This is a genomic window from Deltaproteobacteria bacterium, assembly GCA_013151915.1.
GTDB lineage: Bacteria > BMS3Abin14 > BMS3Abin14 > BMS3Abin14 > BMS3Abin14 > BMS3ABIN14.
Genome location: JAADHJ010000033.1, coordinates 75,044 through 97,413, shown reverse-complemented (window position 1 = coordinate 97,413; position 22,370 = coordinate 75,044). Strand labels below are relative to the sequence as shown.

At 55.6% G+C, this 22,370-nt stretch carries 21 protein-coding genes; 11 read left to right on the top strand and 10 right to left on the bottom strand.

Features of this window, described 5'->3' with window-relative positions; all coding sequences use genetic code 11:
- Nucleotides 1-9: 9 nt before the first annotated feature.
- The 10 genes from GXP52_07070 to hemL form a co-directional block, all read right to left on the bottom strand.
- Nucleotides 10-654 carry a redox-sensing transcriptional repressor Rex gene (locus GXP52_07070; GenBank protein ID NOY87047.1) on the bottom strand — a complete coding sequence of 215 codons (645 nt, stop codon included), beginning with the start codon at nucleotides 652-654 and terminating at the stop codon, nucleotides 10-12.
- On the bottom strand, nucleotides 644-2,053 hold the full coding sequence (locus GXP52_07065) for an ammonia-forming cytochrome c nitrite reductase subunit c552 (GenBank protein ID NOY87046.1): 1,410 nt from the start codon (nucleotides 2,051-2,053) through the stop codon (nucleotides 644-646). The genes GXP52_07070 and GXP52_07065 overlap by 11 nt, the downstream gene beginning before the upstream one ends.
- A 177-nt stretch (nucleotides 2,054-2,230) precedes the next feature.
- A complete protein-coding gene (locus tag GXP52_07060) occupies nucleotides 2,231-3,097 on the bottom strand; it encodes a hypothetical protein (protein ID NOY87045.1) in 867 nt (288 codons plus the stop codon).
- 30 nt (nucleotides 3,098-3,127) lie between these two features.
- Entirely contained in the window at nucleotides 3,128-4,318 is a 1,191-nt protein-coding gene (locus GXP52_07055; GenBank protein ID NOY87044.1) for a hypothetical protein, read from the bottom strand.
- A 192-nt stretch (nucleotides 4,319-4,510) separates the two neighbouring features.
- Nucleotides 4,511-4,834 carry an ATP synthase F0 subunit C gene (gene atpE / locus GXP52_07050; protein ID NOY87043.1) on the bottom strand — a complete coding sequence of 108 codons (324 nt, stop codon included), beginning with the start codon at nucleotides 4,832-4,834 and terminating at the stop codon, nucleotides 4,511-4,513.
- Between the two features lie 47 nt (nucleotides 4,835-4,881).
- The gene (gene atpB, locus GXP52_07045; protein NOY87042.1) at nucleotides 4,882-5,595 is read right to left on the bottom strand and encodes a F0F1 ATP synthase subunit A; all 714 of its coding nucleotides are present in this window, start codon (nucleotides 5,593-5,595) and stop codon (nucleotides 4,882-4,884) included.
- Between the two features lie 120 nt (nucleotides 5,596-5,715).
- Entirely contained in the window at nucleotides 5,716-6,087 is a 372-nt protein-coding gene (locus GXP52_07040) for a hypothetical protein (protein NOY87041.1), read from the bottom strand.
- Nucleotides 6,074-6,307, bottom strand: a complete 234-nt coding sequence (locus GXP52_07035) for an AtpZ/AtpI family protein (GenBank protein ID NOY87040.1) — start codon at nucleotides 6,305-6,307, stop codon at nucleotides 6,074-6,076. Before GXP52_07035 ends, GXP52_07040 begins: the two co-directional genes overlap by 14 nt.
- 1 nt (nucleotide 6,308) lies before the next feature.
- The gene (locus tag GXP52_07030; GenBank protein ID NOY87039.1) at nucleotides 6,309-6,491 is read right to left on the bottom strand and encodes a hypothetical protein; all 183 of its coding nucleotides are present in this window, start codon (nucleotides 6,489-6,491) and stop codon (nucleotides 6,309-6,311) included.
- A 249-nt stretch (nucleotides 6,492-6,740) separates the two neighbouring features.
- Nucleotides 6,741-8,045, bottom strand: a complete 1,305-nt coding sequence (hemL, locus tag GXP52_07025; protein ID NOY87038.1) for a glutamate-1-semialdehyde 2,1-aminomutase — start codon at nucleotides 8,043-8,045, stop codon at nucleotides 6,741-6,743.
- A 355-nt stretch (nucleotides 8,046-8,400) separates the two neighbouring features.
- Here hemL and GXP52_07020 point away from each other — a divergent pair, with 355 nt between their 5' ends.
- The 11 genes from GXP52_07020 (at nucleotide 8,401) to GXP52_06970 (ending at nucleotide 22,370) form a co-directional block, all read left to right on the top strand.
- Nucleotides 8,401-8,700, top strand: coding sequence for an NADH-quinone oxidoreductase subunit A (locus tag GXP52_07020; GenBank protein ID NOY87037.1), 300 nt, complete (start codon nucleotides 8,401-8,403; stop codon nucleotides 8,698-8,700).
- Nucleotides 8,697-9,251 carry an NADH-quinone oxidoreductase subunit B gene (locus GXP52_07015; GenBank protein ID NOY87036.1) on the top strand — a complete coding sequence of 185 codons (555 nt, stop codon included), beginning with the start codon at nucleotides 8,697-8,699 and terminating at the stop codon, nucleotides 9,249-9,251. The genes GXP52_07020 and GXP52_07015 overlap by 4 nt, the downstream gene beginning before the upstream one ends.
- Nucleotides 9,248-9,757 carry an NADH-quinone oxidoreductase subunit C gene (locus GXP52_07010; protein ID NOY87035.1) on the top strand — a complete coding sequence of 170 codons (510 nt, stop codon included), beginning with the start codon at nucleotides 9,248-9,250 and terminating at the stop codon, nucleotides 9,755-9,757. The genes GXP52_07015 and GXP52_07010 overlap by 4 nt, the downstream gene beginning before the upstream one ends.
- Before the next feature lie 11 nt (nucleotides 9,758-9,768).
- Complete coding sequence (nuoD, locus tag GXP52_07005; GenBank protein NOY87034.1) at nucleotides 9,769-10,941, top strand: NADH dehydrogenase (quinone) subunit D; 1,173 nt, start codon at nucleotides 9,769-9,771, stop codon at nucleotides 10,939-10,941.
- Nucleotides 10,938-11,429, top strand: coding sequence for an NADH-quinone oxidoreductase subunit NuoE (gene nuoE, locus GXP52_07000; protein ID NOY87033.1), 492 nt, complete (start codon nucleotides 10,938-10,940; stop codon nucleotides 11,427-11,429). The genes nuoD and nuoE (GXP52_07000) overlap by 4 nt, the downstream gene beginning before the upstream one ends.
- Nucleotides 11,356-12,711, top strand: coding sequence for an NADH-quinone oxidoreductase subunit NuoF (gene nuoF, locus GXP52_06995; GenBank protein NOY87032.1), 1,356 nt, complete (start codon nucleotides 11,356-11,358; stop codon nucleotides 12,709-12,711). Before nuoE (GXP52_07000) ends, nuoF begins: the two co-directional genes overlap by 74 nt.
- Nucleotides 12,708-15,383, top strand: coding sequence for an NADH-quinone oxidoreductase subunit NuoG (gene nuoG / locus GXP52_06990; protein NOY87031.1), 2,676 nt, complete (start codon nucleotides 12,708-12,710; stop codon nucleotides 15,381-15,383). Before nuoF ends, nuoG begins: the two co-directional genes overlap by 4 nt.
- 13 nt (nucleotides 15,384-15,396) lie before the next feature.
- A complete protein-coding gene (locus GXP52_06985) occupies nucleotides 15,397-15,864 on the top strand; it encodes a cyclic nucleotide-binding domain-containing protein (protein ID NOY87030.1) in 468 nt (155 codons plus the stop codon).
- A gap of 125 nt (nucleotides 15,865-15,989) precedes the next feature.
- The gene (gene nuoE, locus GXP52_06980; GenBank protein NOY87029.1) at nucleotides 15,990-16,415 is read left to right on the top strand and encodes an NADH-quinone oxidoreductase subunit NuoE; all 426 of its coding nucleotides are present in this window, start codon (nucleotides 15,990-15,992) and stop codon (nucleotides 16,413-16,415) included.
- Nucleotides 16,416-16,483: 68 nt separating this feature from the next.
- On the top strand, nucleotides 16,484-19,528 hold the full coding sequence (locus GXP52_06975; protein NOY87028.1) for an FAD-dependent oxidoreductase: 3,045 nt from the start codon (nucleotides 16,484-16,486) through the stop codon (nucleotides 19,526-19,528).
- Between the two features lie 64 nt (nucleotides 19,529-19,592).
- Complete coding sequence (locus GXP52_06970; protein ID NOY87027.1) at nucleotides 19,593-22,370, top strand: molybdopterin-dependent oxidoreductase; 2,778 nt, start codon at nucleotides 19,593-19,595, stop codon at nucleotides 22,368-22,370.

The following is a 22,370-nucleotide window of genomic DNA, read 5'->3' as shown; positions in this document are numbered from 1 at the left end:
AAGTCATCACTACTGATTGCTCAACTGGAAAGCGATTCCTTCCAGGTCAATGGCGAAGTCCATGTTTTTCAGGACAATCCCGGGCGGAACCTTGAGGGTTGCAGGAGTGAAGTTCAGGATTCCTTTTACACCGGCGTCAATGAGGTCGTGGGCGACCTTCAACGCCGTCTCGGGATTGACGGCGATAAGGCCGATGTGAATCCCGAGGTCCGATATCACCTGCGGCATCATGTCCATGCCGAAAAGTGGAATGTCCTGAAAGGAACCCATCTCCACCAGAATCGGGTCCTTTTCAAAGATAACCGATATTCTGAAGCCTCGCTTGGCCAGTGAATCGGTTCCCAGGAGGGCGAAGCCCAGATTCCCCGCCCCTACAAGGGCGCACATCCACGGGCGATCTATCCCAAGCGCCATTTTGATGTCCATCTGGAGGTTTTCCACGTAATATCCCACCCCTCTTACCCCGAACTCCCCGAAATAGGCGAAATCCTTCCTGATCTGGGCTGGATTGGTCCCGCACTTACGGGCAATGTCGGATGACGATACAATCTTGCTGCCCGATTTCCTGAGTTCCTCCAGACAGCGATCATACAGGGATAACCGCCTGATGGTCGCATCAGGTATCTTGATTCTGCTTACCTTTTTAAACACCATCGTTCACCTGCCTCACAAGGGTTATGGCCTTTTCCAAATCCTGCACGGTCTTGTCCAGGACGGTTATGGCATAATCGGGATTGTGAACGGGCACACTTGCCCGTATGAACAGAAAATTGTGCCGGCTCTTTTTCAGGATATTTCTGGCCCTGGTGATATTCCCGGAGCCCGCCTGCGACCGGGCGATCGCTTTCTTGGCTTCCTTGAGTTTTACGTCGACCGACTCAATCTTCTCTAGCAGCTCTTTTTTCCACTTTGTGACCAGAACTCCGTAGCCATCGCCGTGACATGAATCACAGGCGGCGGAGATGTCCTTCGTGGAGGGGCCGCTGACTGCCGTACCGTAACCCGTGGTGTCCTGGGAGGGGATGTGACAACCGTTGCAGCCTACCTGGCTGATGTACATTGGTGAGGGCATCGGATCAATCCCGTCGGCGCCCAGTCCCCTGTAAAGGGATAAAATAGCTCCGTGCTTGTTCTCATGGCAGGATGAACAGTCCAGCCGTCCCAGTTCGGAACCCTTGGGGATGGAATGCCTGATAAGATCATGGCAATCCTCACACTTGACATTATGGTCCGTGACGTGCTTTCGGTGCAGCGCCATCTCCGGCTGCGACGTGTCGATCTTCATGCGCCGTTTATGGCATCCAATGCATCGGTCCTCCGATACATCGCCGTTGCCCCTGATGATGTCGGGATGACACCTGGTGCATCGGACACCTCTCGCCATGTAATCGGTGTGGTCGAAGTTCCTGTTCATGGACAAGGTGTGTTCCTGTGTCGTGCCGTGGCAAAGGCGGCATCTGGCAGTGGATTGACTTTCATCCCGGTCTTTGAAATGGCATATGAAACAGGTGTTTTCATCAACAGTGACATGGTTGCCCATGACAATCTGGGAATGACAGGTGGCACAGCGGAGGATCTTACCCCTTCGCAGCTGTCCAAGGTGGGGACGATGGTCGAAAAGGATGTCCTCGCGGAAGGAAACCTTCCCGTTAAGAAGGCGTTTTGAGTGGCATCCCTCTTTCAGACAACCCGCATCGCTGACATTAGCCCTGAGCCTTTCACTGTAGGAGCGGGTCATGTAGCCGGCTACCTGTTTAATGGCGCCCCAATCGGGTGTCAACTGTCCGGCGGTCGGGGGCGGGTTGTGACACTCAACGCATGGTACTTTGTTGTGGGTGGATTTCTTCCAATCCTCGTAGTAAGGACGCATGATATGACAGGCGTTGCCGCAGAAAAGGGGCGATCGTGTGATCTCCAGGAGGCTCCATGCGCCGATAATAAGGGCGATGAGAACGAGGAGAAGCACCTCGTAAAAACGAAGTTTTCTCCTCCCTTTAAACATCTTCCCCACCGGTCGCTTGAAGTCCAACGGCACGTCCTCTGACAGGCTCACCCATACCCCAACCCTAATATTGTTTCACCGGAGCTTGTGAACAACCCTACCGTTTGAGATTTTTAGCACACCTGTGCGAGAGGTGTCAATGGAGATGGGAGTTTTCGGTTTTATGCAGGAGGGGAGATATACCCCACCTGCGCATATGGCGCTCTGGTGGGGTACAAATACAAATGATCAGTGCAACTCCTGAATGGCCGAATAGACAATGAGTATGATCATGATCAGACCGATTCCATAGGCGGTGAATCCGACTATACGCGCCCAGATGAGGGTCATCCTACTGGGTGGGGTCGTGCTGATGGATTCCAGTTCGCCATTTTCGACAAGCCTCTCGTACTCCAGGGGTCTTTCGTGCCGCAGTTCTTTCTCTGTGACCCTGCCGGTGAAAATAACGAAGTCCAGAGGGAATTTCTCCGGCCTGAGGTGGGTATTGAAAAAATGGATCGTAAAGATGAAACCGGCAGCCAGGAGGGCCTCGTCGGAGTGGAGAATAATGGCGACGTTGAAAACCCATCCGGGCATGAATTTGGCGAAAAATACCGGGAACCAGAGTAAAAGTCCCGAGACTCCGATAATTCCCACCCCCCAGAAGACCGCCATGTAGTCGAACTTCTCCCAGTAGGTAAACCGGTCGAATCTGGGCCGTTCCCCCAACCCCAGAAACCATCGGAAGTGGGCTATTATGTCATCTACATCCTTTATCCACGGCATCATCGAATTGGGGCCTAATAACCATTTGAAAAACGGTTCCTTCCTCACCCTGACGATGTAGTAGAGGGCGAATGCGAGATGCAGGAAAAAGTATAGGAACGTAATTAACGCGAAAAAGCGGTGGATATAGGCGGCGGTCTGAATCCCGCCAAGAAGATTTGCCCATCCCTTGGCCCACGCGGACTCGTTGAACTTCAAGGGCATTCCGGTGAGCACGAGCCCGAGAAAACTGATAATTATAAGGGCGTGGAGGAATCGGTGATAGTAGGTGAAGCGAAGATACCACTTGTCCTCCAATCCCGCCTGGTCAACATGCATTGAATCGTTCATTTTGCAACCCTCCCAGGGCGATGCCCGCGCTTAATCCCGCTTTTTCCGCTCATCATGATAGGCTCTTAGGAACCAGAGAATGGTGTGGATTCCGAAAAAGATGAATACCCCTGAAAGCAGGATCACCATAGCCAGATAGACATAGTAAAGGCCGGGATCTTTTTTCACGTCGTGGTAGTCAGCGTGGGGCATGTACCGGACGAAGTTTTCGTTGGCTCCCACATGGCATTTTCCGCATGTTGTTACAAGATTGTCCGGGTTGATCATGGATGCCGGATCCTCCTTGGGCAGGATGTTGTGGGCTCCGTGGCAATCAGGGCATTGGGCCGCAGCGGTGTCGCCCAACCCGGTGACCTGGCCATGGTACGTGTTCTTGAAGGTGGCATCAGCCTCAGGATGGCATTGGGAACAGCGTTTCGTTACGGTAACCATGAACTCCTTGTCCATTGCCCTGTCTATTCGGTGATTCCCATGGCAGGAGGGGCATGTGGGCGCATCCTTCGATCCAGACGCATACAGTTTACCGTGAACGCTTTGCCTATAGGTCTTAACGATGCTTGCGTGGCACTTTCCGCACGTGTCGTCGACATTTGCACGGTTCACCCTGGAGGCCGGATCCTTCGAGGACTTGATGTCATGGCTTCCATGACAGTCGTTGCATACGGCCGAGGAGACTATCCCGCTTTTGATGAGGACGATCCCGTGCATGCCGGCCTCGTAATCGCTGCAGACCTTCGAATCCAGTGAGGGATGTCTAGAGGCAATCTCCACAGAACCGTGGCACTTGCAGCAGGTTGCGGGGATGTTAAGGGCAAAAACGTGGGAACGGGTATTGTCGGGGGGCAGGATGTCATGCTTGCCGTGGCAATCGCTGCAGGTGGGCAGATCGGATGCGACCTCGGCGTTGCTCCTGGCATGAATGCTGTTTGCCACCGATTCGGCAACATCATCGTGGCAGTTGGCGCACTGAACCTTCTTCACGGTCTCACCGTGTTCGTCCTCAACATCCGCCAGGTCCTCGTGGCAGTCCGTGCAATCCAGATCCCCATGGACCGAACCGGCGAAGGTTTTCTCATCGATGTAAAGGGATTTATCCTGTCCATCGACGGTTTTTGTCAGATCCTTGTCGGAGTGGCAATCGAGGCAGTCGGATGTTGACAAAGCGGCGGCGGGCGAAGCAATGAGAAGAAGGACCGTGGCGGCAATAAGAAAGGGCCTCATTATTTCCAACCTCCCACTTGTCGTGCCCGGGGCGGCGATGCTCCCGGACAGCTTGAAATAGTTCACATTTTCACATAAACGGTTTTTTAAACGGGGAGGGGGTTGATTCCCTCCCCGGGGTCCATTTCTGTTCCAGGCCAAGGCTTAATCGCCGTCGTCGGCCTATTGCTGAATTCCTCGCGATCCCGTCATTCAGATCTTGAAAACCAGCAGGAAGGAGATAACCAGGGCGTAGATAACGAGAGATTCGATCATGGCCAATCCGATAATCATGAACGTCATGATCTTGCCGGATGCTCCGGGATTCCTGGCAAGCCCCTCTACGGCTCCTTTTACAGCCAGGCCCTGGCCGATACCGCCGCCCAAGGCGGCAATGCCGATGCCCAGGCCCGCGGCCACGGCAACGCCTAAACCTACCAGCTCCGGAAGAGCGCCGGCTTCGGCCGCGAAGGCCGCAGGTGCCAGAATAAGCAGGAAGAGTATGGCAAGAAGCGTGGTGATGTAAGGTCTTTTCATCGAGTTCTGCCTCCTTTCTCGAATGTTATTTTTGTCGAGTTGGTATGTCAGTGAGCCTCTTCAAGGGCTCCAGTTATATAGATGATTGACAGCAGTGTAAATACGAAAGTCTGGATGAAGGCGACAAAAAGCCCGAGTCCCATGAAGATTACAGGGACCAATAGCGCAACAAGGCTCATGAATGTCGCGAGAACCAGGTGATCCCCGAACATATTGCCGAAAAGACGGACAGACAGGCTCAATACCCGCGCAAGGTGACCTATGATCTCGATGGGTAAAATCAACCAGGCCAGCCACCAGGCTGGTCCGAGAAAATGTTTGATGTATTTTGCCCCGTGGGTTTTTATGCCGACAATATGTGTCGTCACGACGATGACGATGGCACACGCGAGGGTGGTGTTGTAGTTGGCCGTTGGGGCTTCGAAGCCCGGTATGTTGCCCAGCAGGTTGGAAAAGAGGATAAAGAAGGCCGTCGTCCCGATGAGGGGAAGAAACCGCTTGGCCTCTTTGCCCATCATGCCCTCCATGAATGTGAGAATTCCCGAAATGGCAAGTTCCAGAAGGTTGGTAAGGGACAGGGTCTTCTCATGGGGCATGATCCTTCGATCTTTCAGAGATCTGTTAACCAGGACGGCAAGAGCGATGATAATAATGGAAACCAGGGCACCGTGGATGATGGGTGCAGGATCTATCCCCTCAACCCGCGCAAGGGCTGTAAACAGGGGGGTGTGATCCAGAAAGACGAACGTCTCCGATGCCATTTATAACTCCTTTGCATCCCTTTTTGACAACCCCGTAAAAGTCTCTTTGCCTGCTTCCATCCCCACCCCGGAATGCACGTTTCGCATACATCCTGCTTGATGGGTTTTCTTACTAGCCCGTTATTTATTAACGGGAAAGAAAAAAATGTCAAACATTAAGCCGGTTGGAAGCGCCGACAGACCCAGGATCATGGCAATGGGTGATGCCACGTTCCAGTAAAGGATACCGGCGATAACGGCCCCTGTAATTCCGAGTTTAAAGAACTGCAGAAACGCTATCAGCGCCCTGCCCGCTCCGTCGCCGGCCACAAAATTCTGGATGGCCCGTTCGGTTCCAATAAAATTCAGGAGAATGAGAACACCGCCCAGGGTAAACCCGGCAGCATACTCTCCCGAAGAAAACGCAAGGGAAACTCCGGCGGGAATCAGGCTGAGTGCGAGAATCCAGAGTTTGATCCGCCTGAGCCGGGGTCCACCGTCAGAAGTGATCATCCGTTTCTTCCTCGAAGGCCCCGTCGCGAACGGCCCTTATCAACGCGCGGACACCCGCTGCGAAACCCAGGCCAAGGAACAGAAGAGTGAGCCATGGAGAGGTATCGAACTTCCTGTCCAGAAAGATCCCCAAAAGAAGCCCTATGATGACAGCGGCTCCCATTTCCAGCCCGAGGCTGCTGTATTTTAAAAGATCATAGAAATGGCGCGGCTTTGGCATCCTAAGGTTCCACCCCCACCCCAGGATGTACGCTTAGCGCACATCCTGCTTGATGGACTGTTTGCGGGTTCATCGTACCCGCACTGTCGACTACCGTCGCGCCGCCGGCCCTCGTTTCGACGAAATAGGACAGAACCTCATCCGGGAGTTCAACTCGGTCGAAAATCAGGACAAAAAGTTCCATCAGGGACTCCCGGAAAATCAGGCCACAACCTAGCAGAGTGATTTTCAGATTGTCAATATGATAGTGTCGTAAAAAGTCCATACATGGCTTTTTACTTCACGGAAAGCGAAAAGTGTCATTTTCACTTTCCTCACAAATCTTCGATTTGAGCGCCCCTCAAAGGGCATATTGATGACTTCTTGCGAAGTCATCAATACCCGACCACCGACAGTTTTCCGGAATTCAGCCTATGACACCGGCAAGGGTCGACTATGTAGGACGCTCCGCCGTCAGGACGGTACTGAGGGCCTTTTCGTGGGCCTCAAGGGTACGCGCGACATCGGAAGCGGTGTGTGCCAGGGAAACGAATGCCGCCTCGAATTGTGACGGCGCCATGTAGATCCCCTCCTTGAGCATGGTGGTGAAGTAGACGCTGAATTCTGCGGTATCGGAGGATTTGGCTTTGGAAAAGTTGTCCACAATCCCGGTGGTAAAAAAGGTGGTAAACATGGAACCTGCCCGGTTGAAGGCAAGGTCCGCCCCAAGCTTCCGGTTAATGTCGGCGAACCCTTTCTCCAGGGCTGCGGAGGTCCTTTCCAATATACCGTATGTGTCCGGTTGGGATAGGATTTTCAAGGTGGCGATGCCGGCGGCCATGGCCAGGGGATTACCCGATAAAGTTCCCGCCTGATAGATGGCTCCCTCAGGCGCCACCTGGGACATGTACCGGGCCTTTCCGCCGTATGCTCCCACCGGCAGCCCGCCTCCGATAATCTTGCCCAGCGTCGTCAGATCCGGATCAATACCGTAAAGCTCCTGGGCCCCGCCGTAGGAGACCCTGAAACCGCTCATGACCTCGTCGAAGATCAGTAAAGCGCCTTCAGCAATAGTCAGATCCCTCAACCCCTGGAGGAATCCCTCACGGGGCACGATGACGCCCATGTTGCCGGGAATGGGCTCAACGATTACCGCGGCAATCTCACCCGCGTTCTCACGGAACAGATCCTTTACGGATTGAAGGTCGTTGAATTCAGCTACGAGGGTATTTCGTGCAAAATCGGCGGGTACCCCGGGGCTGTCGGGTACACCGAGCGTAAGGGCGCCTGATCCTGCATGGACCAATAGGCCATCGGAATGCCCGTGGTAGCAGCCGTTGAACTTGACGATCCGGTCCCGCCCCGTGACCCCACGGGCAACCCGGATTGCACTCATCGTAGCCTCAGTCCCGGAATTGACCATGCGTACCTTCTCCATGGAAGGTACGGCGGAGATTACCATTCTGGAGAGTTCCGTTTCCATCTCCGTGGGAGCGCCAAAGCTGGTACCGTTCCCGGCAGCGCTTATAATGGCGTCGAGGACCCTTTCATTGGCGTGTCCGGCGATCATGGGGCCATAGGAACCTACATAGTCCACGTAAACCTTTCCATCGACATCCTCTATGGAGGATCCAACGGCCTTTCTGATGAAAAGTGGAACCCCCCCAACGGATTTAAAGGCCCTGACCGGACTGTTGACGCCGCCGGGCATTACGGCCTGCGCCTCGGAAAAAAGATCGGCGGATCTGGTCATCCCGATACCCCCTGTTTGGGAAAATATCCTTAAAATTCAATGAGTTTCCATCTACCATAGCCGTTGGACCCTGTCAAGAAAAAAGGTGGCAAAATCCCTCAAATTGTACTATTCTTCTTGGCGTTTGGCTACCTTGGCGCTTGGCTGCAAAAAATTTCACATCCGAATCAATTATATGTAGACATCCGGCATTGTTTTTTGTATACATTCTTCCCGGAACTTTAGACACGATCTGATTCGAATTCCCGGCTGCTGTGGTATTAATCCGGGGGGGGAGGTATTTCCGGTGAAAGAGGAACTTGTCCTCAGTTATCTACCTGTCTTCATCTTCCTTCTGGTCGTGGGATGCGTGGGCGGTGGGATGATACTCATGTCCGTTTTTATGGGCAGAAAAAATCCCACCGAGGAAAAAAATTCCACCTATGAATGCGGCATGGTGCCCATCAAGGGCGCCAGAGGACGTTTCGACGTCCGATTCTACCTTATCGCCATGCTGTTTATCCTGTTCGACGTCGAAATAGTGTTTCTGTATCCATGGGCGGTCCTGTTTGATCGTTTCGATCCGATTATCTTCGGTTTTATCGAGATGGCCCTCTTTATCGCAGTCCTCCTCTTCGGCTATATCTATGTATGGAGGAAGGGCGCCCTGGACTGGTCATGAGCAAAAACCCCACCCACGTTTATAAAGGTCCGCACCCCGATGAGGGCAATATCATTCTCACGACGGCCAGTTGCGCCATCAACTGGGCGCAGAGATCCTCATTGTGGCCCCTTGGGTTCGGCCTGGCCTGTTGCGCCATCGAGATGATGGCCTCCGCGGCCGCACGGTATGACATCGCCCGTTTCGGCATGGAGGTATTCAGATCTTCTCCCAGGCAGGCCGACCTTATGATCGTGGCCGGGACCGTGACCAATAAAATGGCGCCGGTGCTCAAGAAGCTCTACGATCAGATGGCCGACCCCAAATGGGTCCTGGCCATGGGAAGTTGCGCAACCTGCGGCGGGGTCTTTCAGACCTACAGTGTTGTCCCCGGGGTGAACAAGGTTGTTCCGGTTGATGTCTATGTTCCCGGATGCCCTCCGCGTCCCGAGGCTCTCATCCATGGGCTCATGACCCTTCAGATGAAGATTGACGGCCAGTCGAACTTTTCCGCGCTGCCCCGCAAGGTTGCGCCTGGTTTTACGGGCCCGGATAAAAAGGAGACGATTTGACGGTTAACTGGAATCGTCAGAACTTCGCGGCGGAGGATCCGGAGGAGCATCCCGCGGTTTTGGCACTTCGAAAAGCATTTTCAGGCGCTGTTCGGGAGGTTGAATCGTTTCGCGGTGAGGTCTGGGTGATTATTGCGCCCGAAAAGTGCAGGGATGCGTTACGTTTTCTCAAGACTGACCCGGAATTGGCCTTCGATTTTCTCTCAGATGTTACGGCCGTCCACTGGCCCGCCAGGAAAGAGGCCCCCTTCGATGTTGTCTATCAGATATTCTCCATCGCCAACAAAATGCGCTTCCGGCTCAAGATAAGGGTTTCGGAAGGGCAGAAGGTCGACAGCGTCTGCGGGTTGTGGCGGGGGGCCGACTGGCTGGAACGGGAGGTTTTCGACCTTTTCGGTATTCCCTTTGCGGACCATCCGGACCTGAGAAGGATACTCATGCCGAGTGATTTCGAAGGATATCCCCTGCGTAAGGAATTTCCCGTCGGAGGACGGGAAAAGTGGTGAGGGAGGAATAGATGGCCAAGCAGGAGGTAATGACCATCAACATGGGACCTCAGCATCCTTCCACCCACGGTGTCCTCAGGATCATCCTGGAGCTCGAGGGCGAAGTGGTGGTCAATGCGGTCCCCGACATCGGGTATCTGCATAGGGGTGTTGAGAAACTCGCCGAAGACAAGAAGTACCTTCAGGTCCTTCCTCTCACCGACCGGCTGGACTATCTTTCCTCCGGAACCAACAACCTCTCATACATCCTGGCAGTGGAAAAACTCCTGGGGATAGATGCCCCGCGCCGGGCCCGGTATATCAGGACCATCTTTGCCGAACTGTCCCGAATGATGAGTCACCTGGTGTGGCTGGGCACCCACGCGGCCGACATCGGCGCCCTGACGGTCCTTCTTTACGGATTCCGGGAGAGGGAATTCATCCTGGATATCATAGAGGAGACCGCCGGTACCCGCATGATGATGACCTACTTCCGTCCCGGAGGTGTTGTCCGTGACCTCCCGGTGGGTATTGAGGCGAAGATCATCGCCTTCCTTGACAAGTTCGATGTCCGCGTCAATGAGTACGAGAGGCTTTTGACCAAGAACCGCATCTGGATGAAGAGAACCAGAAAGATCGGGGTCATCAGTCGGGAGGACGCCGTCAGCCTGGGCCTTTCCGGACCCGCCATGCGTGCGTCAGGTGTAGATTGGGATATCCGGAGGGACGAGCCTTACGAGGCGTACGACGAGATTGACTTTGACGTTCCCGTCAGGACCGATGGAGATATCTACGCAAGGTATCTTGTCCGGCTCGCCGAAATGCGGCAGAGCTCCCGGATGATAAGACAATTGGTCGAGGGCATTCCCGAAGGACCTTTTATCGAGCGCACCGCCAAGTACGTCTTCCCCGACAAGGATCGCCTGAAAGACTCAATGGAGGCCATGATCCATCACTTCAAGCTGGTGGTGGACGGGTTGGCTCCGCCCAGGGGGGAAGTATATTCCACCATCGAATCGCCCAAGGGCGAGATCGGTTTTTATATCGTCAGCGACGGAACCCCAAAACCATACCGCCTCAGAATCCGTCCACCTTCATTCGTTAACCTACAGTCCCTCGTGGACATGGCCAAGGGGCATATGCTGGCCGACGTGGTGGCCATCATCGGAAGCCTTGATATCGTTTTAGGGGAAATTGACCGATGACGGCGCCCCCGGGATACTTCAAAGCCGACGACGTCAGGGCCATGGAAAGTATTGCCGGCCGCTACCCGATGAAGGCATCCGCCATCATGCCTCTTCTTCACTTCATCCAGGGAAAGAAAAAATCTCTGGCTGAGGAGGATCTGGTCTTTGTCGCAGACCTGCTTGAGGTCCCCCACGTGAGGGCCTTTGAGGTGGCCACCTACTACACCATGTTCTTCACGGAGCCGATGGGCAGGCATCTGGTCCAGATCTGCCGTAGCATGAGCTGTTCTATCAATGGATCGGATGAGGTCCTCGAGGCGCTTGAAAAGGAATTAGGCATAAAGGTAGGACAGACCACCCCCGACAATGCATTCTCCCTGGTGGAAGTGGAGTGTATAGGGGCATGCGACCAGGCTCCGGCCCTGATGGTTGATGCGGACCTTTACCGGCAGGTTTCGGCCGACGGTGTGGGGTCTATCCTTGAATCATACAGGCAGAAGGCATAGCGCTTTGAAAATCCTGACCCGAAATATCGACCGGCCCAATCCTGCGCATATAGATTCCTACCTGGTCAACGAGGGATACATTGCTCTCCCCAGGGCCTTGAACGAAATGGCGCCCGACGAAGTCATTGAAGAGGTCAAGCTTTCCCGGCTCAGAGGAAGGGGCGGGGCGGGGTTTCCCGCGGGCATGAAGTGGGACTTTGCATCCCGGGACCGGCGTAGCCCGAAGTTTATCATATGCAATGCGGACGAGGGTGAACCCGGGACCTTCAAGGACAGGATTTTGATAGAAAACGACCCCCATGCCATCCTGGAGGGCATGGCGTTGGCTGCCTATGCGGTGGGGGCCGAGCATGGTTTTATCTATATTCGCGGTGAATACCCCTTCGGGGCCAAGGTCCTGGAAAGGGCCATTAAAGAGGCTGAGGACAGATCATTTCTGGGAGAGAACATCCTGAACTCGGGCTTCAATTTCACGGTAACCGTACACCGGGGCGCCGGGGCCTACGTGTGCGGAGAGGAGACCGCCCTCATCGAATCCCTGGAGGGAAAGAGGGGGCAATCCAGAATTCGCCCCCCGTTCCCGGTCAACGTCGGCTACAGCAGCCTGCCTACCGTTGTAAACAACGTTGAAACGCTCGCTTCCATAGCTCCAATACTTCTGAGAGGCGGTGGTTGGTATGCCGGGATCGGAACGCCGGAGTGTCCCGGGACAAAGCTTTTCTCCGTCAGCGGCCACGTGGCAAAACCCGGGGTCTATGAACTGCCCATGGGGGTTACCCTGCGTGAACTTATCTTTGAGCACGCCGGGGGGATGCGGGACAATCGCAGTTTTAAGGCGGCTTTTCCGGGAGGCGCTTCCTCCGCCTGCCTTGACGTGTCGCAGCTTGATGTAAAGCTGGACTATAATGCCCTGGCTTCGGCCGGCAGCATGCTCGGGTCCGGTGCCGTCATGGTCCTTGACGACACCGCCGACATGGTCAAGGTCACCCATGTGCTCATCAGGTTTTTCGAGCACGAGTCCTGCGGGAAGTGTACCCCCTGCAGGGAAGGCCTTTACTGGGTCAGGAGGATATTCGACAGAATCCTGGAAGGCCGCGGCACCGTGGCCGACCTGGATCTGCTTTCGGATGTATGTGAGAGCATTCGGACTACATCCTTCTGCGGGCTGGGAGAGGCATCGGTCAGCTGTGTTACGAGCACCATGGAAAAGTTCCGGAATGAGTACATGGATTACGTGAGAGGCGAGGACCCGGCCGGCGGAACGTTGGAGGAATCATCATGATGGTCCGCCTGGTAATAGATGGCAAGCAGATCAAGGTGGACGGGCATATTAATGTCCTTACCGCCGCGAGAAAACTCGGCATCCATATTCCCACTTTCTGCCATCACCCCATGCTGAGCGAGCTTGGTGCCTGCCGCATGTGCCTGGTGGAGGTGGAGGGAATGGGCAAGCTCCAGACGGCCTGCACCCTTGCGGTCCTGGAAGGCATGGAGGTAAGAACCGACACGCCCCGCGTCCAGAAGGCCAGGAGGATGATGCTGGAATTTCTCCTCATCAACCATCCCCTCGAGTGTACCGTGTGCGATGCCTCCGGGGAATGCACCCTTCAGGATCTTGCCTTCAAGTTCGGAAGCGGCGAGACCAGGTTCAGCGAGAAAAAGAGGGTCCTGAGGGACCATATCATCAGCCCCCTGATCGACCGGAATCTTAACAGATGCATACAGTGCAAAAGATGCGTCAGGATATGTGACGAGGTCCAGGGGGTGACGGCCCTGGGAATGTCCTACCGCGGCGCTCAAACGGTCGTGGGCCCGTTCATGGAAAAGTCCCTTGATTGCGAATACTGCGGACACTGTATCTGGGCATGCCCGGCGGGGGCTATTACCTCCAGGGCCATGAAGGAGACGTTCCGTACATGGGAGATGGACAAGATGGAATCCATCTGCCCCTTCTGCAGCATGGGGTGCACTCTGCTCTACAACCATAGGGAGAACAGGGTGCTCAAGGTGACCAATGCGGAAAACAGGGGGATCAACAACGGCAGCCTGTGCTCCAGGGGTTTTTTCGGATACGATGTCATCAACAACCCCGAGCGGCTTAAAACCCCCCTGATCCGGAAGGACGGTGAACTGGTCGAGGTCTCCTGGGACGAAGCTCTCGCCGCGGTTGCCCAGGGTTTTGGGGGAGTGAAGAAGTCGGGTGGCGGCAGCGCAATAGGGGGGATCGTATCGGACCGCCTGACCAATGAGGAGCTCTATCTGTTCCAGAAGGTTTTCAGGGTCGTTCTTGAAAGCAACAACGTGGACACGCCGTCTGGAAACTGGACCCGCGTTGTCCTGCCCATCCTCGAGAAACGGCTTGGGGTTTTTGCCGCACCGAATTCCATAGACGAGCTTAATTATGTTGACTCTTTACTCCTCGTGGGATGCGACATAACCGTGGAGAGCCCCATTGCGGGACTCAAGGTCAAATCGGCCATCAAAAAGGGCGCTCTGGTAACCGAGCTTATGCCCAGGAGCACAGCCCTGTCACGGCTTGCCGCCCGGACGATTCTCATTGACGTGGGCAACGAGGTGGCGTTCATCAAAGGGATGATGCGGGTCATGCTGGAAGAGGAACTGGTCGATGTGGAGGCCCTGGCGGATTATAAGGGCACAAAGGCCCTAAGGGATTCGGTAAGCGGCCTTGATCTTGAGAAGATAGCCTCCAACTCGGGCGTTTCCGTCCACGACATCGTTCAGACCGCAAGGGAATTTATCTCCGCTGGAAAATCGTCCATAATATTTGGTGAGGAAGCCGCCTTCGGACCCAACGGCGACGACCTGATAAACGCTCTCGTCGATCTCCTGATGCTCACCGGACGCCTTGGAAAGGAAGGTTGCGGTCTTTTTCCCGTTCTTTCCAACACCAACTTTCAGGGGGTTGTGGATATGGGTGTCTCACCGGACCATCTCCCCGGGTGGGTTCCGGTTGAATCTTCCAGGGACAGAAAAACCCTGGAAAAAGCCTGGAATGCCGTTCTGCCGCAAAAGCCGGGGATGAACGCCAACGAGATTTTCGCCGCCGCCGGGGACGGGAAGCTGCAGGCATTGTACCTCGTGGGGGTCAACCCGGTTATTACGTTCCCGGATGGGCAGATGGTCGAGGAGGCTTTGGCCAAGGTGGACTTCCTCGTGGTCCAGGAGCTGTTCCTGACGGAAACGGCCTCCAGGGCCCATGTCGTTCTGCCGGCATGTGGCCTTCCTGAAAAGAACGGTACCCTCACCAGTCTGGACAGGAGAGTCCAGCGGAGCAAAAAAGCTCAGGATGGCGCTGGAAAAACCATGCCCGATTGGAGGATCTTCTCGGAAGTCGGAGTGTCCATGGGTGTTGAAGGGCTCAAGTACGTCAACTCCGCGGAGGTTCTCGATGAGATTGCCGAGGTCGTACCTTATTACTCCGGGATCAGTTACCGTATCCTCGCCGACAACGGCATTCAGTGGCCCTTTACCCGGCAGGATGTCCATGACGTCTACAGTGAGGGTTATCTGGGGACCAGACACCTTCTACCGGATTCGGTCCCGGCGGGGAAGCGCTCCTTCGCCGCGGTGAAGGGATGGGGAGGTTTCTCGAAAAACCCGGATTACCCCTTGACACTGCTGATCGGTAACCTGTTGGTCCACTCCGGGAGCTTTACCAGGTATTCGGAATCCCTCAATCAACTTGTCAACAGCGCGGTTCTATCCATGAACAGGGTTACGGGCGCCGGGCTGGAGATTGAGGATGGGAGCCGGGTCAAGGTAGTTTCCCCCAGCGGTGAGGTTGCCCTGGGTGTAAAGTATTCCAACGATCTTTTGCCCGGGGTGCTCTATCTCCCGCGCCACTTCTCCGATGTTCCGGTCAGCCGCCTTATGGGGGAAAACGGAGCCGGGTTGGAGACCGCTGTGGTTCGGGTCCGGGTTGAAAAGTGTTGAGGAGGAATGAAAGATGATTGAAATCGGCCAACTTAAACAGATGCAGTCATTCCAGGGTATTTCGGACAATGCTCTCAATTACCTGGCAGGCGTCCTTCAGAAGCGATCCTACCAGGACAGGGAGCCGATCTTTAACGAAGGAACCACGGGAGGCGATCTTTATCTGGTTGGTCAGGGAGCCGTCAGAATCACGAAGAGAGCCAAGGAGGGCGAGGCTCAGAACCTGGGTGTCGTTCCCGCGGGGCGTTTCGTCGGTATCATGACCTTCCTTTCGGGAGGGGAGCACTCGGCTGATGCCGGCGCCAAGGGGGAGAGCGTTCTGTACCTGCTGGATCGTGCGTCCTTCGACCGGTTTGTAGAAGAATATCCGGCGGACGCCGTAAAGATTCTGAAGCTTATCATAGATGAACTGGTGGATTCCCTGAGGGGAATGAATGAACGGTACATCGATATGGTGAACTATATGTGGAGGTGGCGGTGAGCGCCGATGTTACCGAGGTAACACTGGAGGACGTAAGGGAGGACGCGGGAATCGAGGAGGTCGAGGAGGAGATCGACCTGGCTGCCGTGCTGAAGATTCTCGATTCGCTCCATGAAACCAAGGGGATGTTGATCCCTGTTCTTCAGGACGTTCAGAGGGTCTATGGCTACGTTCCCGAGGAGGCCGCCGACATGGTTGCCGACGGGATGGGCATCTACCGCAGCCAGGTCTACGGAGTCCTGACCTTTTACACCCAGTTTCATCTCACACCCAGGGGACGTCACATTATCAGGGCCTGTTCAGGTACGGCCTGCCACGTCAGGGGCGGCAAGAGCATCATTGGAAAGCTGGAGTCGATCCTGGGTATTACACACGGACAAACCACTGAAGACGGGTTCGCTTCATTCGAGAAGGTAGCCTGTCTGGGCGCCTGCGGTCTGGCCCCGGTCATTATGATAGATGACGATGCGTCGGGGCAACTCGATCCGGTCAAGGTGGAGAAGATTATCGAGAACCTCCGCGAAATGGACAGTATGAAGAGGGGAGAATGAAACCACTCTTCATCAGGAGGATATAGCAGCAGATGGGATACGACAGCGATAAATTGATCGTAATCGGCATGGGGACCTGCGGCCTTGCTTCGGGGGCCAAGGGAGTCCTTCAGGAGGTGGAGCATCAACTGAAGGACATCTCCTTGCAGGTGCCTATTCTGAAAACCGGCTGTATCGGGATGTGCTATCAAGAGGTGCTGCTTGACGTATCCCTTCCCGGACGGGCCCGTGTTACCTATGCAAAGGTCGAACCCGCAATGGTCCCGGAAATCCTCAAGGAACATCTGGTAAACGGAAAGCCTCTCACCGATTATGCTATCGGCCAGATCGTTCCGAAGGGGGGCAAGCCGTATGAGGGGATACCAACCTATGAGGAGATGCCCGTCTTCAAGAAACAGAAGCGGGTCGTCCTCAGGCGTTGCGGCTTCATTGACCCCGTGAAACTGGAGGACTACCTCGAGACCGATGGATACAAGGCGGCGGAGAAGGCCATCAATACAATGTCCCCCACAATCGTCAGGGAGGTCGTGAAAAGATCCGGCCTCAGGGGAAGGGGCGGGGGAGGGTTTCCCACCGGGCTGAAATGGGAGTTCTGCGCCAACGCCGCGGGGGACCCCAAATATCTTATCTGCAACGCCGATGAGGGAGACCCAGGCGCGTTCATGGACCGGAGCGTCCTGGAGGGGGATCCTCATGCCGTAATAGAGGGGATGATCATTGCCGCCTACGCCATAGGAGCCCGGTATGGCTATATCTACTGCCGCGCGGAGTATCCACTGGCCATTGAACGTCTGAAGATCGCCATAGCCCAGGCCGAAGAAAAAAACTACCTGGGTGAGAAAATTCTGGGCTCAGATTTTTCCTTTACCCTGAGGATAAAAGAGGGCGCCGGCGCCTTTGTCTGCGGAGAGGAGACCGCCCTGATGGCCTCTATCGAGGGCAGACGGGGCATGCCCAGATCCAGACCCCCTTTCCCGGCCCATAAGGGTCTGTGGGCCAAGCCATCGAACATAAACAACGTCGAGACCTTTGCCAACGTGCCGCCCATCATCCTCAATGGCGCCGATAGCTATGCCGCGGTGGGAACGAAAGGCACTAAAGGCACAAAGGTTTTCGCCCTCACAGGGAAGATCCAGAACACCGGGCTCATCGAGGTTCCGGCAGGGACCCAGCTCAAGGAGATAATCTACGACATCGGCGGTGGGATTGTGGGCGGCAAGAAGTACAAGGCCGCCCAGCTTGGCGGCCCGTCAGGCGGATGCCTGCCCTCGGAGGTCATCGATACCCCCATCGACTACGACTCTCTCATCCAGGCCGGCGCCATGATGGGTTCCGGCGGAGTAGTCGTAATGGACGAGCGGACCTGCATGGTGGATGTGGCCAGGTTTTTCCTCTCGTTTACCACGGCGGAGTCCTGTGGAAAGTGCGTACCGTGCCGCATGGGAACCAAGACCATGCTGGGAATCCTCGAACGCATCACGGCGGGAGAGGGTACCATGGACGACATGAAGAACCTCGAGGATCTGGGCAAGGAGATCAAGGCCGCATCTCTCTGCGGCCTTGGGCAGACGGCTCCCAACCCCGTCCTCTCTACCCTCCGGTATTTCCGCCAGGAATACGAGGCTCACATTATCAACAAGAGATGCCCCGCGGTGGTATGCAAACCGATCATCTCCTCCCCGTGCCAGCACGTCTGCCCCATCGAGACCGACGTGCCGGCCTATCTCACGCTCATAGGGGAGGGGAAGTTTACCGAGTCACTGGAACTTATCCGCCTTACCAACCCGCTTCCAGCCGTTTGCGGCCGGGTCTGCCACCATCCTTGTGAGGGGAAGTGCCGCCGTGGTGAGCTGGACAGGCCCATCAGTATCCGGAACATGAAGCGTGTAGCTGCGGACTTCGCGGCCAAGGAGGAGTCTTCCGGCGGATACAGGATCAACGTCCGGAAGGTCTCCGGAAAAGGCAAAAAGGTGGCGATCATCGGAGGGGGCCCGGCCGGTCTTACAGCGGCCCATTATCTTGCCCTGGACGATTACTCCCCGGTCATCTTCGAGGCCCAGCCGATTGCCGGAGGAATGCTTTCCCTTGGAATTCCGGAATACCGTCTGCCCAGGGATACCCTGAAACATGAGATCCACGCTATCGAGAGGATGGGTGTCGAGTTTTATCTCAACACCCGCATCGGCGAGACCATCAGTTTCGACCGGATCCGCATGGATCATGAGGCGGTGTTCATCGCCACCGGGGCCCACGTGGATCTGAAAATGGGAATTCCGGGTGAGAATGCTGAAGGTGTGTACGAGAGCCTTTCATTCCTGCGGAGGGTCAACCTCGGTGAGAAGGTACTCCTCGGAAAGAAGGTTGGGGTTGTCGGGGGTGGAAACACGGCCATCGACGCTTCCAGGATCGCGCGGCGATTGGGGTCCGAGGTGACCATCCTTTACCGCAGGACCAAGAAGGAAATGCCCGCCGACGATATGGAGATCGAGGAGGCGCTTAAAGAGGGCGCTGAGTTGGTTCAGTTGGTTGCACCGGTAAAAATCCTCACCTCCGGTGGAAAAATGTCGGGAGTGCAGTGCATCAGGATGGAACTCGGTGAGCCGGATTCATCCGGCAGACGCCGGCCGGTTCCAATAGAGGGTTCCGAGTTCGACATGGAACTGGATAACCTGATCGTGGCCATCAGCGGAAAGCCGGACCTCTCCTTCATAGAAAAGTCCCAGGGATTGGACATCACCAAGTGGAACACCCTTGAGGCCCATCCTTTTACCCAGATGACCAACGTTGAGGGTGTGTTCGCCGGCGGGGATGTTGTAACAGGCCCATGGATGGTCATAGACGCCATTGCTGCGGGAAAGAGGGCGGCAGCCCACATGCAACTCTATCTCAACGGGGAGGATGTGGTCCCCCAATACAGGATCACCATGCCTAACATTGATTCCATTAAGCCGCTTGAGCTCACCGAAGAAGACATGCATCTTGCAAGGCCTGAAATGCCGACCATGGAGATGGAAAAAAGGCTTCTCGGTTTTGCGGAGGTCGATCTGGGTTTTACCGTGGAGACGGCCATGAAGGAAGCACGTCGCTGTCTCCGATGTGATAACGAGGAATAAAAAGCCATTAATGGATTTTTTACGACCCTATCAACGTTAAGAATTCGTCGGCAGAGGAAATTTCATGTTCAAAGTCACCATTGACGGCAAAAAGGTAGAAGTGCCAAGGGGGACCACCATCCTGGAGGCAGCGCGCATGCTGGATGTGGATATTCCCACCTTCTGCGACTACAAGCATTTGATGCCCTTCGGATCCTGCCGCATGTGCGTTGTGGAGGTTGAAGGGTCTGACCGGCTTTTCGCGTCCTGCGTGGTACCCGTTGCCGACGGTATGGATATCCACACCGATACTGCCCGGGTCAGGAGGGCCCGTGAAACGATCCTGGAGCTTCTCCTGACCTACCACCCGCTGGAGTGCCCCATTTGCCCCCAGTCGGGGCGCTGCCGCCTTCAGGATATGACCTTTGAGCATGGGAAGGATTACGGACGGTTCGGGTACATCAAGGTGGAAAAGAGGATCGATTATCTGTCTCCCCTGATAGAGATGAACCAGAACCGTTGCATCCTCTGCGGCCGCTGCGTAAGGATCTGTGATGAAGTGCAGGGGGAAGGGGAACTGGATTTCACCAACCGCGGCTTCCCAACGGTCGTTGAACCTTCCTTTGCCAGAATGCTGGACTGCGAATTCTGCGGCCAATGCATCCAGGCCTGTCCGGTGGGAGCCCTCTACAGCAGGATCTACAAGTACACAGCCCCCTCCTGGGAATTGACCCCGGTCCGTACCACATGCCCTTTCTGTGGTGTGGGATGCACCCTTAATCTCGAGGTTAAGGGTGACCGGATTTACCATGTTCTTGGCGTTGATGATGAAGGATCCATCAACAGCGGCTTCCTCTGCTGCAAGGGACGGTTCGGCTACGAGTACGTCCACCACCCCGACAGAATAACCGAGCCCAGGGTGCGCAAGGACGGCGAACTGGTTACCGCCACCTGGGATGAGGCCTACGAATACATCGTAAACGGTCTGACAAGGATCCGCGATGAAAAGGGAGCGGATGCTCTGGGAGGCATCGCCTCGGCCAGGTGCACCAACGAGGAGAACTACCTTTTCCAGAAATTCATGCGGGCGGCTGTCGGCACCAACAATGTCGACTCCATCGCCAGGTTCGCCCATTTTCCCGGCATGGAGGCCCTCAGGAAGGCCTTCGGTGTTGAGGCTCCCACCAATACCCTGAACGATCTTACCCACTCGGACCTCATCTTCACCCTGGATTCGAACATCACGGAGGATGATCATGTTGCGGGGCTGAAGGTCATCAAACAGGTTCGGTCGGGGAATGCCGGGCTTCTCGTCGCCAACAGCCGGAAAGTCAAGATTGCACGGTTTGCCGACAGCTGGATGCGGCATTCCCCGGGGACAAGCGTCGCCCTGCTGAACTCCATGGCCTTTACTATCTTCGATGAAGGACTGGAGGATAAGAGGTTCTGTGAGAAACGTGTGACGGGTGTGGAGGAACTTCGGACCTCCCTGCAGGATTATGCTCCTGAGAAGATGAAGGATGTAACGGGTGTTCCGTCCGAGCAGGTCCGCGAAGCGGCCCGCCTGCTGGCCGCAGCCGGGCATGCCACCATTATTATCACCCTTGGAGCGGCGAGCCCCTATACGGGGGAGGACACGGTAGCGGCGGCGGTAAACCTCGCCCTCATCACCGGGAATGTGGGACGGCTCGGAGCCGGTGTTATTCCCATGTCGGAGTATAACAACGTGCAGGGCTCCATGGACATGGGCGCCCTGTGCGAGTTTTTCCCCGGGTATCAGCCGGTGGCCGACGAGGGGATAAGGGAATGGTTCGAGGGGCAATGGAAAACGACGCTGTCCGCCAAGGATGGGCTTTCCGCCGAGGGAATGATCCTTGCGGCCCTGAAGGGTCGGCTGAAAGGGTTGTACATTATGGGGGAAAACCCCCTCTCCTCTTTTCCGGACCGGGAGACGGTGAAAAAAGCCCTTAAGAAGCTGGATCTACTTGTTGTTCAGGACATGTTTCTCACCGACACGGCGCTTCTTGCAGATGTCGTTCTCCCAACATCATGCGGCCCGGAGAAGGACGGAACCTTCACCAACACCGACCGCCGCGTCCAGCGTGTCAGGAAGGCCATTAAGAGCAAGGGCCACACACGGGATGACTGGAAGATAATCGCCGAGCTGTCGACCCTTTTCGGGTACCCCATGGATTTTACCAACGGCATGGATATAACCGAAGAGATCGCCCATGTTATCCCGTTTTACGCGGGCATCAAACCCGAACGACTGGAGAAAAACGGTCTCCACTGGCCGTGCCCACGGACCGACCATCCGGGAACCGAAGTTCTCCATATGGACAGGTTTCCCAGCGGGCTGGGCCGCGCCAGGCCCGTCACCTATCAGGAGCCCAAAAAGGCCACAGCCAATTATCCCTACATACTGATTCCCGGGACCCTGCTCTACCACTCGGGAACGACTACAACAATGGCCAAGGGACTCAATGAGGTCGCCCCTGCCGCCGTGGCGGAGGTCAACCCCAAGGATGCGGAGACCCTTGAGATCAAGACCGGGGACTGGATCAGGTTGACGGGCATGAAGGGGATAACGGAGGTTCAGGCCAAGGTCACCGATCGGAGCATGCCCGGGACTATCTTTGTCCCCACCCACTACCGGGATGTGCACGTTAACGCCCTTTTCGAATACAATGCAGTCAAGGAGAAGGGTATTACCTGCGTGGCGGTGGAGAAGACGGAAAGAATCGTGGTTGAGGAGAGAGATGTTGGAGGACAGCTTACCAAGATAAAAAAGACTGTTCAGGAGATCCAGAAAAAGAGACTGCAGGCCTCGAATGAAACAGGGCCGGAAGTCTCGGGAGGGTAA

Coding starts and splice junctions, on each gene's coding strand:
- nuoG (NOY87031.1), top strand. CDS start 12,708: ATGATGGTCCGCCTGGTAATAGATGGCAAGCAGATCAAGGTGGACGGG.
- atpB (NOY87042.1), bottom strand. CDS start 5,595: ATGGCATCGGAGACGTTCGTCTTTCTGGATCACACCCCCCTGTTTACA.
- GXP52_07055 (NOY87044.1), bottom strand. CDS start 4,318: ATGAGGCCCTTTCTTATTGCCGCCACGGTCCTTCTTCTCATTGCTTCG.
- nuoE (NOY87029.1), top strand. CDS start 15,990: ATGTTGATCCCTGTTCTTCAGGACGTTCAGAGGGTCTATGGCTACGTT.
- GXP52_06985 (NOY87030.1), top strand. CDS start 15,397: ATGATTGAAATCGGCCAACTTAAACAGATGCAGTCATTCCAGGGTATT.
- GXP52_07035 (NOY87040.1), bottom strand. CDS start 6,307: ATGCCAAAGCCGCGCCATTTCTATGATCTTTTAAAATACAGCAGCCTC.
- nuoF (NOY87032.1), top strand. CDS start 11,356: ATGCGGACCTTTACCGGCAGGTTTCGGCCGACGGTGTGGGGTCTATCC.
- GXP52_06970 (NOY87027.1), top strand. CDS start 19,593: ATGTTCAAAGTCACCATTGACGGCAAAAAGGTAGAAGTGCCAAGGGGG.
- GXP52_07030 (NOY87039.1), bottom strand. CDS start 6,491: ATGGAACTTTTTGTCCTGATTTTCGACCGAGTTGAACTCCCGGATGAG.
- GXP52_07020 (NOY87037.1), top strand. CDS start 8,401: ATGATACTCATGTCCGTTTTTATGGGCAGAAAAAATCCCACCGAGGAA.
- nuoD (NOY87034.1), top strand. CDS start 9,769: ATGGCCAAGCAGGAGGTAATGACCATCAACATGGGACCTCAGCATCCT.
- GXP52_06975 (NOY87028.1), top strand. CDS start 16,484: ATGGGGACCTGCGGCCTTGCTTCGGGGGCCAAGGGAGTCCTTCAGGAG.
- nuoE (NOY87033.1), top strand. CDS start 10,938: ATGACGGCGCCCCCGGGATACTTCAAAGCCGACGACGTCAGGGCCATG.
- GXP52_07040 (NOY87041.1), bottom strand. CDS start 6,087: ATGATCACTTCTGACGGTGGACCCCGGCTCAGGCGGATCAAACTCTGG.
- atpE (NOY87043.1), bottom strand. CDS start 4,834: ATGAAAAGACCTTACATCACCACGCTTCTTGCCATACTCTTCCTGCTT.
- GXP52_07015 (NOY87036.1), top strand. CDS start 8,697: ATGAGCAAAAACCCCACCCACGTTTATAAAGGTCCGCACCCCGATGAG.
- GXP52_07070 (NOY87047.1), bottom strand. CDS start 654: ATGGTGTTTAAAAAGGTAAGCAGAATCAAGATACCTGATGCGACCATC.
- GXP52_07060 (NOY87045.1), bottom strand. CDS start 3,097: ATGAACGATTCAATGCATGTTGACCAGGCGGGATTGGAGGACAAGTGG.